Source organism: Humiphilus diazotrophicus (assembly GCF_059726315.1).
In genome coordinates this window covers 3,034,438-3,046,646 of the sequence record NZ_AP040870.1, presented here as the reverse complement: position 1 = coordinate 3,046,646, position 12,209 = coordinate 3,034,438, and the positions used below count along the sequence as shown (strand labels likewise).

Here is a 12,209-nt window from a genome sequence, read left to right as displayed (position 1 = left end):
GAAATCATACAGATCCAAGGAGTTACATCGGGAGACGTAAGGGATAATATACGGGAAAATGGACCAACTGAAGAAGCTGGATGTTGGAAGCTGTACTAGAGATGGTTCTAACTATGCTGCATGCTAGGAAGAACATCATTGAAGTTGTGGTTTCCTTTAGGGGCAGACTGCTCCTGGTGGGGCTCAGTTGGTGGTGTCCTGGCTGAGCGGCGATAGCAAGAGAGGCCAAGATGAGAGTAATTTCGTTGAGAAGCGGGATTTCCGGTGTTTTTCTATTTACTGTGGCAGTTGTTGGCGCCGCTCAAACTACTGTGTCTACCAGCAGCGGTGGGAGTGCTAACAGGGTTCCTGTATTCACCACGAGCTCAAATATCGAAAATTCCGTAATTACTCAATCCAATAACAAAATTGGGGTCGGGAATACAGCTCCGAATCAGCTATTACAGGTGGGCTCCACCTACTCTCAAAATCCAAGCATTATGATCGGAGAGCAGGACAGCAACAACAACAGCATTGGGCACTATTCTCTGTTGTTTGGAGCATATCGAGATGTCGAATACATAACCTCGGGCATTGTTGCCACTCCGGCTTGGGTATGCTGTCAGGGGTATCCATCTGGAGGGTATCCGGGCATTCGAGTGAATTCACTGGGCTTCTATACTGCCTATAATCCTTCAAGTCCGTCTGCTCATGATCCAAATTTGCTAATCAGTTCTTCGGGTAAAGTTGGAATCGGGAATACAGCCCCGAATCAGCTTCTGCAAGTGGGTTCTACCTATTCTCAAAATCCAAGCATCATGATTGGAGAGCAGGACAGTAACAACAGTAGTACTGGGCACTACTCCTTATTGTTTGGAGCGTACCGAGACATCGAATACATCACGTCCGGTATCGTAGCGACTCCGGTATGGGTTTGCTGTGGTGGATATCCGTCGGCGGGATATCCAGGTGTCAGGGTGAATTCATTGGGATTCTATACTGCCTATAATCCATCAGATCCTTCAATCCATGACCCCAACATGTTGATTAGCGCCGATGGGAATGTCGGCATTGGGACAAAGAGCCCCGGTTACAAGCTTGATGTGGCCGGCCAAATCCATACTTCAGGGGCCGTGGTCTTTCCAGACGGTAGCACTCAAGGTACGGCTTGGACTGGCTCTTTATGCGGGGGTGACTATGCCGAGTCTGTCGATGTAAGCGGAGATCGAACGAAATATGAACCTGGGGATGTGATTGTGATAGATCCGGATCATCCAGGAAAATTCCTGAAATCTGCCGAGGCCTATTCCACAGCGGTAACGGGTATATATTCGACCAAACCTGGGGTGGTGGGACGCAGGCAGGCAGTACAGAAGAGTCCTGAAGAGGTTCCAATGGCGATGATTGGAATTGTACCCACCAAGATCAGTACCGAAAATGGCCCGATCAGGCCTGGCGACCTATTGGTGACATCCTCAACCGTGGGATATGCCATGAAAGGAACCGATCGTACTCGCATGCTGGGTGCTGTGATTGGAAAGGCTCTTGAATCTTTGGAGACAGGAACAGGCATGATTGAAGTAGTGGTTACTCTTCAGTAAATCTATGCATAAAACGAATCGAATAAATTAAGAGGGTTGTTAAATGAGTAACCGGAAAAACTTAGGTTGGCTTGGATTGATCTTGATTGCTGTGAATGCATTTGCACAGACAACGGCATCTCCAATTGTTCCGCTGGCGATGTTTGGGGGCGAGTCTACAATCGATTCTACGAAGTGGCAGGTAGTTACACGGACCACCTATACCAGCATTCCGGGCCTGTTTGCAGGTATTCCTGTGGCACTGGGAGCTACGCGCAAATACTTTCTGGTTATCCGTCGAGCAGACAACCAACCTGGAGGAAGCGGAAGTAATTGGAGATTTTCCTGCTCGTCAGACTGGAACGGGGGAAATAGCATTGCCGGGCACGGTTTTACTTTGATGAGTAATTGGGGAAATCCTAGTGAGGGGACTACGGACTGGGTAGAAGTTCCTCCGAGTGCACTGAACTCTAGTTGTTCCCCCGCTTATTGGGAAATTGATGCCCAAATGGTAAATGTTGGGACTACTATGCACGTCATGAGCGTAAGCATGGCTGCCGTCGATGTTGTCAACGGAACAAACATTGGCTATAGTCAATCTTCTTCAGGCAATGACGTGTTTCCTTCCTTGAGTTTGTTATATGACAGCCTTCGGATTACTGGTCCAGGAGGAAATGTCGGGATTGGAACATCGAATCCCGTAAGTAAACTACACCTCGGAGCTGGAAATGGAGATGGGATTACCATCGGCAATCCTAATGATCCATTAGGCAATGGTGGTAGCTATGCAATAAGGTTTTATGGGTATCGTGATATAGTTCCAAATGCCATCAGCGCAAAGATCACTGCTGAGCGAACAAACGTCTGTTGCAATTGGTTGGCGCAGGGAACTGACCTTGCGTTCTATACAACTAACTCCCTTGAGACTCCTAACGCAGATGTTAGCAGAGAACGGATAAGAATTAAGGACAATGGAAATGTTGGCATAGGCACGACGGCGCCTGGGGAAAAACTAGAACTCAGTGGAAATATGAAACTAAGCGGAAGCGGCTCACATATCACCTTCCCCGATGGCAGTCAGCAGGGGACAGCATGGACTGGCTCCTTATGCGGCGGTGACTATGCCGAGTCAATTGATGTTTCCGGAGATCGCAAAAAGTACGAACCGGGAGATGTTCTAGTCATCGATCCAAATGAGGAAGGCAAGTTCCTCAAGTCTTCAAGGCCTTATTCGATGGCAGTTGCCGGAATATATTCCACTAAACCTGGGATAATTGGCAGGAGACAGACAACGGCGAAGAACCCCAAGGAGATTCCGATGGCTGTTGTGGGAATCGTTCCGACAAAGGTCACCACAGAGAACGGAGCGATTCATCCTGGAGATGTATTGGTAACCTCCTCTACTTCTGGATATGCCATGAAGGGTACGGATCGAAGTTTGCTAGCTGGCGCTATTGTCGGAAAGGCAATGGGCACGCTAATGTTTGAATCGGGAGTCATTGAGGTGTTGATTTCTCTACAGTAGGGTATTGCTCTTGCTTAATTTCTGATAGAGAGAGAAAATGCATAAATTGCCATCATCGCGGTTGGGGATGTCATAAGTTCTGACTCATTTGTGCGCAGAAATTAAAGTGTTTCAGCGGAAATGTGTTATGCGTTAAGCGTGTACGGTTGTTTTAGACGTTGCTCCTAATCACAGTTATTTCGGGAATTACGAGCAACACACGTGATCATAATTGAATCAATGGCGCATTTGTATTGCCGAAATCCGATAATGTAAAAATGCGATGTACCCAACAGTGTAACCCGGATATATAACCATGCAATGTCGACAGTGTGTCTTTAGTGCCGCATTAATATTACTGATCCTGGTCCATTTCGGTGTGAATGGATTATGCCAAATGGCTAGTATCCCGCAGGCAGGAATTGCTCCATATCTCGATTACCAGCATTCGGAAATCGATAGTGTTAACCTGTCGAACGGAAACGTCAATTTGCATATTCCGCTGGTGTCCTTTCCGCAGAGAGGTGGGAAGTTACGGCTAAATTTTGTTCTTCGATACAACCAGCCCGATTGGACGACATCAGTCGATTCGGCTGTATTCAATTACTTTTCCGGAAAGCCGCAGTACGGAGCGCGTTGGTTGTTGCTGAATAGTTATGGGAAACACCCGGTTGGCGTTGATGTAGTTCGAGATCAGGGATTAACAGAGCACGAGGACATTCAGACATACATGTGTCCTGCATCTGATCTTTCTGGGCCGGGGAATTGTTATACCGGACAGCCTGCTTGGCAAACCGGAGCTGCGACGACCAGCTCAACCACATCAACACAAGCTTCACTGTGGAGTGTTACTGATAGGACAGGCGCTACGCATCTCATTGGAAGCACAAACACGAGTGGGAGAAGCGAGTATGCATCTATGTTTCTGTCATCCCCCGATGGCTCTGGATATACTCCGGTAATAAAAGGTCCCGGTCCTAGCTTTTCTCCGGTGGGGTACTACCTTGACAGGGAAGGAATAAAATATAAGCAAAAAGCAATCTACAATTCTTCGGGATATACAGCTGGCTTTGCTTTCGATTTGACGGATCCAAATGGCAACGCAATAACCACTTCTATCTCTGGATGGACCGACACTGTTGGCCGTTCTATTCCTGGGAGCTATAGCGGTCCGGGAAATGGCCTGCAATCAGAGAATGGAGTGAATGTTCTGCAGGTCCCAGCTGAGGCTGATCCGTTTCCAGGCGTTGAGACTAGCGATCTGACAGGATGCTCTGTGGATAATGTATCCGCAGCTCGCATATTTCAGGTACCCGGCTTCGGCGATGCTACACAAAACTATAAATTTTGCTATTCGCGGAAGACTGCTTCTACAGCTTTTGGTGTTACAAAAATGAATGGCTATCGGGCAAGTGCAGTTGAAGGAAATGCACAAGGGCTTCTGTTGACACAGGTCATTCTCCCGAATAATACGAGCTATACTTTCACTTATGATTCCTATTTTGAATTGATAGACATCACACTGCCGACAGGCGGTTCAATTAGTTATACCTGGACTACAATTCCTTGGGATCAGAAGGGTCTATCCCAGCCTGTGACTCGGGTGGTGCAAAGCCGCACAATCACCACTGGATCTAGGACTTTCACCTGGACATATAACTGGGCTGCAACTTCGGATTGGGCTCCAGGTCTTATGACTGTGACGGTAAATGTAAATAAACCTGATGATAACGATGAGGTTCATACAACTAGTACGGGCTCTGGGATAACCAGGATTATGTATTATCAGGGGCATAGTCCCCAAAACCCTAATGGGGGCAATGGCACTCTTTTGCGGACGGAAGAGACTACAAGCCAGATTATTGCTGGCCCATTTTTTGAGCCTTTAGATCCGCTTCCTCCAGATGGGAACAGCTCGGGAACTCCAACACAGGGGAGGTATGGCTATCCCTGGACTTTCGTTCAGACACACATCGGACAACCATTATCAAAAATAGTTACACAGGGTGGTATTGTTTCGAAGATTGTATATACCCCGGTCTCAGGGCCTACAGTAAACTATGAAAATCCTGGGGACAATATGATGTCGACCAGTGGGGGGATCAGAACTGGTAGTTGTCAATGTACAAATTATGGATTGACCTCAGGAGTATCGGAATACGATTGGGGAAGCTCAGGTTCAGGTAATTCTGGATCTTTGCTTAAGAGTACAACCACCACTTTCAAGATTAATGATGGATCTGCCAATTCGTCGTCATATCTGTCCGCAAACCTTCTGGATTTGCCATCAAGTGTCGTTGTCAAGGATGGTAGTGGGAACTGGGTTGCGGAAACCGATTATGCATACGATGAAAACAATGGCAGCCCTCAAGGAGTTCTTGGAAATGGGACGTCTGCCACTCGCTTTATTTCCAAAGACTTATCTTTGAAGACTCAGACTGTTTTTAATAGTCAAGGGGTTGCGACCACGACGATTGATGGTAATGGTAATCAGACATATATCAAAGAATTTCAATGCTCTGGAATCTTTCCCAAGAGCATAATTTCGCCATATCAGAGTTCCACGACTATCAGCGAGACTAACGGCTACGGGTACGATTGTAATACTGGGAAAATGACCTCTCACACCGATCCCAATTCTCAGATAACAACCTATTCATACGGTGATTTGCTCTATAGGTTAACCGATATCTATGAGCCTGCCTCTCCAGACAATGCCGCTGTTCAACCCCATACTCAATATGCCTACACTGATGACAGCGGTGGCTGGACCATTACGACCACAAATCCGATCGGCGTAAAGACAAAGGATGTGCTGGATGGCTTTGGGAGAGTTATCCAGCACCAATTGATCTCAGACCCTGGTAGCAAAACAGTTTATGTGGATATGAATTATGATGGAATTGGACGTGTCGCGAGTGTCTCTAATCCATATCGATCCACTAGCGATGCTACGTATGGTATAACCTCCTACTATTACGACGGCTTAAATAGAAAGCTGTTGCAATGCCAGCCAGATAATAATAGCAACAGCCCCTGCCAAGCCGGTAATAGCTATCTGCAATGGAAATATACGGATAATGTTGTGGAGTTTTGGGATGAGACACAAAAACATTGGAAACGCGTCTATGACGTATTGGGAAATATGACTAGCGTGTTTGAGCCGGATTCGAGCAACAATGCAACTATTAAGACTGGCTATCAATATGATGTACTTGGCAATCTTATAAGAGTAGATCAATGGGGAGGGGCGGATGGTGCAGTTGGAGATCATGTGCGGCAGTTTAGCTATGATGCACTCTCTCGGTTGATCACTGCCTCAAATGTCGAAACCGGAATGATTTGTTATGGTAAATGGAATAATGGGGCATGTCTGAACGGGTATGACAATAACAGTAATCTGGTTGCCAAAACGGATGGACGTGGAGTGATTACCAACTACTGTTATGATGGGCTCAACCGCTTGATTTCTAAGTCTTATGGCGCAAGCTCCTGTTCAACTGGTGCAGCTGTAGCATATATCTATAGTCAATACCAGACGACGAATATTTGTTCGGGATGCAACGGCTCGCGCTTGTTTTCTTCCTCAAATCCGATGGGGCGAATGACTGAAAGTTATACTACCGACAACAAGACTAGAACAGTATACGCATATGATCCTTCCGGACATTTGCGTGCTAAGGCTTCCTGTTTCTCAGCAACTGGGGGGTGTGCTGCAGGCGCGAGTTTCGGGCAGCCGCTTCAATATACGTATGATCTTGCCGGAAATCCGACATCTTCAACGAACGGGGTTTTGAATCAAGGAATTCAATTTACCTATAATTACGATTCTGCTGCTCATCTCAAGACTGTAACTAGCAATTGGGGCGGAGATTCTCTACATCCAGATACATTGTTCGCTGTTCCCAATTCTTCTTCTGTCGAGGCGTATGACCCTTTTGGCAATCTAAATTTCGGACAATTTGGAGTGCTCGGGGTAAATAGTAGTAACGCGCCGAAATTCTACCTGTATCAGCCATTCGATAAACGGAATCGTGTGACTCAAAAGGTTTATTCTACCGAACAGCCATGGTAGTTGTTTCCTAGATCTATAGATCGTCGTTAAGGCGATGTGCACACGATGGATATTAGTGAGATGGTCTGAGGTTGGCAGCGAGGCCCGGGATCGGATCTCGGTGGAGAGTAAGATGGCAAGTAAGTTAGGCCGTATTGTTCTGCTTTTGTGGATAATTTGGGGCGTATCCTGCCCAGTGTTCGCTCTGGAATATGCTGCGGTCACCATACAAGGGGCGGAGCAGTATGCAAATGGGGTGTGGGATTCGGGGACGGTAACCATAACTGTGAATGGTCATTCTGAAACTGTTAGTTATGGCCAGTATTCTACCCCGGCTTCTATTGCCTCAGCTCTTGCTGTTATGTTTACGAAGAATTGTGGCTGCAAAGGCGGTCCAGCCTGTGCTAGGGCAAATGGCGCGGAGATTGTCTTTCGTGGAAGCAATGGATCTTCAATCGACTCGATTATAGTTTCGGCTGTCTCAACTGCGGGTTTTTCGTCGAGTTCCTTTACCGTGGATACCTCTCGTGGATCAGGAGCTGCACCTCATATTAACGCGTTGTCTCCAACCTCGGGCAAGTTAGGCTCACAGGTCATTATTTCAGGTAATGGATTTGGGTTGGCTAATGCAGGCGTCAATGTGGTAACCATCAACGGAGTGGTGGCGTCTGCGACAGTCTGGACTGATACAGAGATTGTGATAACGATTCCAGATGATGCGTCCACTGGATCGCTAGTAGTCACTTCGGCTGGAACTGCTAGTAATTCTGTTACCTTTACAGTAAAAACTGACAACTCCTCTTCTCCCATCGTAAGAGGAACACTCTATAGCTACACAGGAACGGGATATGAAGAAAATGGCAACGTTACCGACTTTCAAGATTCGGTAACCGGTGGATGGCATTTTACATACGATTCACTAAATCGTGTATCGAGTGGGACAATTTCTTCAGGTAACTATCTGAGCCAAGGTCCATACATGTGTTGGGCATACGACGCCTTTGGAAACCGGACGATGGAGAGTCTTTCATCTGCAAAGTGCGATTCTTCACCGACACCTATTACATGGGCAAATTACGATGCCAACAATCGAATAAGTGGCACAACGCAGGTCACGACCGGTTACCGTTATGATGGAGCTGGCAACGTGCTGGCGGATGGTCGAAATCAATACGCATATGATGAGGAGGGGCGGTTGTGTGCTGTTTACGACGGATTCACGGGCTCCTATACCCAATACATCTATGACGCTGATGGGAATCGGGTTGCAAAGGGAGCAATCAACTCACTTTCATGCGACAGCTCTACCAATGGCTTCACTGTGACCACTCAATATATAGTGGGAAAGTCAGGAGAGCAGGTCAGTGAATTAGACGGGACTGGCAACTGGTTGCATTCGAACGTGTATGCTGGGGGACAATTGCTCGCAACCTATGATATCTCCGGTGTACACTTCAATCTTACAGACCCTCTGGGTACAAAGCGTTTGCAGGTATTGGCCGATCTTAGCGCTTACGAGGCATGCGAGAGCCTTCCCTTTGGCAATGGTCTAAATTGCTATGGTCCTAATTCGGCAACCGGAACGGATAATGAAGCAACCGAGCATCACTTCACTGGCAAAGAACGTGACTCAGAGTCCGGCAACGACTACTTCGGGGCTCGGTACTACGCATCTACGATGGGGCGCTGGTTAAGCCCGGACTGGAGCAGTTCGCCAGAACCTGTTCCATATGCTGATCTTGCGAATCCACAAAGCTTCAACCTGTACACCTATGCTGGCAATAACCCCCTTATCCATATTGATGCAGACGGGCATTGCTGGCCAGAGTGGCTCTGCAATTTTGTTGTGAAGGTAAAGAACAAAGTTCTTCACGGTGAATTCACCACGGATACAAAAGGGGCCGAGATTCGTCAACTAGACCGTCAAGAGGCGAAGACGCGGCGGTTCAATCGGATGAAGGAGGAGATGAAAGAGCATCCTCCGCAAATACAATATGGCATTGTTTACCCGATCGGGATCGAAGGGCTTGGCGAACTGACGGCAGCGGAAGGGCCTGGACTTCCGCGGATGAGTCCTCCGGAACCAGCCATAAAACCATCTGCGCCAAAGCCACCGGTCGATCCAGCGCTACCTCCTGGTCCTGGATGGGTGTGGCGAGGAAATGGGTCACCGGGGAGTCCCCAAGGCAGTTGGTACAATCCCTCTACAGGGGAAAGCTTACATCCCGACCTGGGCCATCCCGATCCGATAGGCCCTCATTGGGACTACAAAGACACAGGCGGAAAATCCTGGCGATTGTTTCAAGACGGGTCGGTACAACCCAAATGATTACTATTTTGGATAAAAATGTCTCCACGTCAGCACTGAGCTATCTGAAGCGGGTGCTCGAGCAAGGAAAATCCTTGTCAAGGTTCCTTCTTGACTCCGCACCGCTCAGCGAACAGAAAATATCCGTCCTTAGCGCATCGCCTCTAAAGGTTCAGGATGTTCCGCAATTCGAGTGGGGAAATTCGTCCCCAGCAACGCAGCAGGCCTTCAGTCAGATCAAGGTGGGCAATGATTCCTACACCGGTTCTCCCACCGTAAATGTAAGTCATCAGATGGCCAAGATTATTTACAGAATGCTGGAAAGTGGTGGATCGGTGGGCCTGATTGAGAATTCGTTGGCCGAAGCAAGCGATCCTTGGCTTGAACGAGCCACTTCTCGAATCGTCTTTCATGAAAGGGATGTTATTCATCTGATAGCGAGCGGCGAGTCAATAGCCACGATTGAGCAGGCAATCAGAGAATCGTATGGTAACCCTATTTCAATCGGCGCGATCTCGAAACCGCCGTTTGATTCAGGATCGCAGTTTCTGTTTACACGCAACATAACCGGAGAGCAACTGGCCGAATTTTCCAAATACGTCTATTGTATTTTCGTTGGGGCATACGACGGAGAGGGCTACGTGGTTTGGACACGAGAGCCCTGTTGAGCTGTTCATCCCCTGTATCCCAGAGACGGCCATGGTGGGTGGTCCCGATCTCGGGTTAACCTAGGTCCTCTGGTTTTGGAGACCTGGAATATTGATACGATGCGAACGCCGCGCTCGGTTCGATTAACCAATACATCTACGACACCGTCGCTCACTTGTCTTTCCAGCGCAGCGTCCGCCACCCGCCCCGTGATATCGGCAAAGAACGTGACTCAGAATCAGGCAACGATTACTTCTCAGCGCGCTATTTCTGCAACGCGGTAGTTCCGGAGGGGCTTTCCGTTCGCCATCAGAACCATTGAGTGCTTGGATTTGAAAATGATGATGCGGTCGGCCTCTGCACCGCCGACGCTCGGCGGCGCAGAGGAACACCCCATTGCAGCTGTGCTGCACAGCAAGCTTACGAGCAGCATCTTCAGGTAGTGTCCAGTATCTTTCGCACTTTTGATCTCCTGTAGGACTTAGGAGGTTGTTGGTTGAAGTTGTTTAGTCACTGGGCTCCATGGAGCCCAGTGACTAAGCGGCTCAGGCGATGGCCACCACTTCGGCCAGCCTGTTCATCTGCAGATACCGTTTCGTGCCCCACTTGGTGGCAGCAATATGACGCAGGCGGGCAGCGACCAACATCAGTGCCGAATGTCCGTCCGGGAATGCGCCTACTACTCGTGTTCGTCGTCGTATCTCACGATTCAGTCGTTCCAGCGGGTTATTGGTTCGGATACAGCGCCAGTGTTCAGGCGGCATTTTGTAGTAACTCAGCGTTTCTTCGACACCATTTTCCACGATTTCGGCAGCCTTAGATAGACGCATCGTACGCAGCTTCTCTATCACTTGACGGGCCTTTTCTCTGGCAGCTGTGGCGTCTTCCTGCGCATGGATCGCCTTGAGCATCGCTGCTACTTCCTTCACCTTGCCCGTAGGCACTGCAGTCCACACGTTGCGATAAAAGTGAACTACGCAGCGTTGCCAGCATGCTTCCGGATAGAACTCGGCCGAGCCAAGGCACTTGTTAGAAACAATCAGTTGAACACTATTTAGTCCGCGTTGCTTTAACTCTCAGTGTGTTCGAACTTCCGGGCCGCGCACAGTTGATCCACTTCTGCATCCAGCAGACCGTTCAAGATCTCCTCGACCGTCGTTCGCACTACTTCTTCCAGATGTGACTGCATCTGCTGTTGGTGGATCTATATTACCGTCGATATTGCCGATTTCGCACTACCACTAGGCCCAACTTCCTCTTACTCGGTTGGTTCCATCGTTCTCGCCCCGGTGGTCTTGCTCCCCCTGCTTGTACCAACCTCCCAAGCCTACATCTTCGACCTAAATGTGCGAAAAATATCGTACGTTATCTGGCAACGATTGGTAAGTGTGGAAATCTACTCTGGTTAACCTTAACATGGATTACTTAGGGTGCTGATGGGCAAAGCGTAATGGGTAGCGGCTCTTCAGGAACTATTCCTGTTTTTACTGAAAATTCGATCCTCGGCAATCCGCCGATAATCACAACAAACCCTGGCAACGTAAGGATAGGCATGAAAGCACCTCCTAGACAGGCGTTGCAGGTGAATGGGAACATTCTCAACACATATAGCATATTCCCTGGCGGCGATAATGTTAGTTACGACAATAATAACTTAATCGCGTCTGGGTTTGATCCCGGCAGATCGGGAATTCTATTTACAACTAACGCGTCGTATACAGCAAATAATCCGTACAATGCAATGTATGTAAATTTCTTTGGCAACGTGGGCACCGGTACAGCGGTCCCTGGTTCGAACTACAAACTAGATGTTGCTGGGAATTTCCATACTTCGGGTTCTGTAGTGTTCGGGATGGAAGCACACCGGCAATAGCATGGAGAGATTCTCCTTGCGGCGGAGATTATGCAGAATCAAGAGATGTCTCAGATGATCGAAAGAGCTATGAAGCAGGGGATGTGCTGGTAATTGATGTCAAAACAAGAGGGAAGTTTCTCAAGGTGAATGCCGCATATTTGACAACGGTTGTGGGTGTTTTCTCACTAAGCCTGGAGTTGTCGGACGAAGGCAGACTTCTGAAAAAGGTGCTAATGAGATTCCCTGGCTGTTGTGGGCATCGTTCCAACCAAGGTGAGTGC

Annotated in this window: 6 protein-coding genes and 1 pseudogene; 6 read left to right on the top strand and 1 reads right to left on the bottom strand. The window is 48.3% G+C overall.

The annotated features are described in order from the left end of the window. Positions 1-230: 230 nt before the first annotated feature. From AC6I7T_RS13165 to AC6I7T_RS13145, 5 genes are all read left to right on the top strand, one after another. The gene (locus AC6I7T_RS13165) at positions 231-1,580 is read left to right on the top strand and encodes a hypothetical protein (protein ID WP_497793919.1); all 1,350 of its coding nucleotides are present in this window, start codon (positions 231-233) and stop codon (positions 1,578-1,580) included. Positions 1,581-1,623: 43 nt separating this feature from the next. Continuing rightward, positions 1,624-3,084, top strand: coding sequence for a hypothetical protein (locus tag AC6I7T_RS13160; RefSeq protein ID WP_497793918.1), 1,461 nt, complete (start codon positions 1,624-1,626; stop codon positions 3,082-3,084). Positions 3,085-3,460: 376 nt separating this feature from the next. Continuing rightward, positions 3,461-7,138, top strand: coding sequence for an RHS repeat domain-containing protein (locus tag AC6I7T_RS13155; protein WP_497793917.1), 3,678 nt, complete (start codon positions 3,461-3,463; stop codon positions 7,136-7,138). A 112-nt stretch (positions 7,139-7,250) separates the two neighbouring features. Beyond that, entirely contained in the window at positions 7,251-9,446 is a 2,196-nt protein-coding gene (locus tag AC6I7T_RS13150) for an RHS repeat-associated core domain-containing protein (protein WP_497793916.1), read from the top strand. 74 nt (positions 9,447-9,520) lie between these two features. Further along, a complete protein-coding gene (locus AC6I7T_RS13145; protein WP_497793915.1) occupies positions 9,521-10,093 on the top strand; it encodes a hypothetical protein in 573 nt (190 codons plus the stop codon). Positions 10,094-10,618: 525 nt separating this feature from the next. Here the strand turns inward: AC6I7T_RS13145 and AC6I7T_RS13140 are convergent. Continuing rightward, positions 10,619-11,146: pseudogene (locus AC6I7T_RS13140) on the bottom strand (transposase); the annotation flags it as partial. Between the two features lie 479 nt (positions 11,147-11,625). On the opposite strand from AC6I7T_RS13140, the gene AC6I7T_RS13135 reads away from it, so the two are divergent. Continuing rightward, positions 11,626-11,946 carry a hypothetical protein gene (locus AC6I7T_RS13135; protein ID WP_497793914.1) on the top strand — a complete coding sequence of 107 codons (321 nt, stop codon included), beginning with the start codon at positions 11,626-11,628 and terminating at the stop codon, positions 11,944-11,946. Positions 11,947-12,209: the final 263 nt, after the last annotated feature.

Coding starts and splice junctions, on each gene's coding strand:
- AC6I7T_RS13150 (WP_497793916.1), top strand. CDS start 7,251: ATGGCAAGTAAGTTAGGCCGTATTGTTCTGCTTTTGTGGATAATTTGG.
- AC6I7T_RS13160 (WP_497793918.1), top strand. CDS start 1,624: ATGAGTAACCGGAAAAACTTAGGTTGGCTTGGATTGATCTTGATTGCT.
- AC6I7T_RS13135 (WP_497793914.1), top strand. CDS start 11,626: ATGAAAGCACCTCCTAGACAGGCGTTGCAGGTGAATGGGAACATTCTC.
- AC6I7T_RS13165 (WP_497793919.1), top strand. CDS start 231: ATGAGAGTAATTTCGTTGAGAAGCGGGATTTCCGGTGTTTTTCTATTT.
- AC6I7T_RS13155 (WP_497793917.1), top strand. CDS start 3,461: ATGGCTAGTATCCCGCAGGCAGGAATTGCTCCATATCTCGATTACCAG.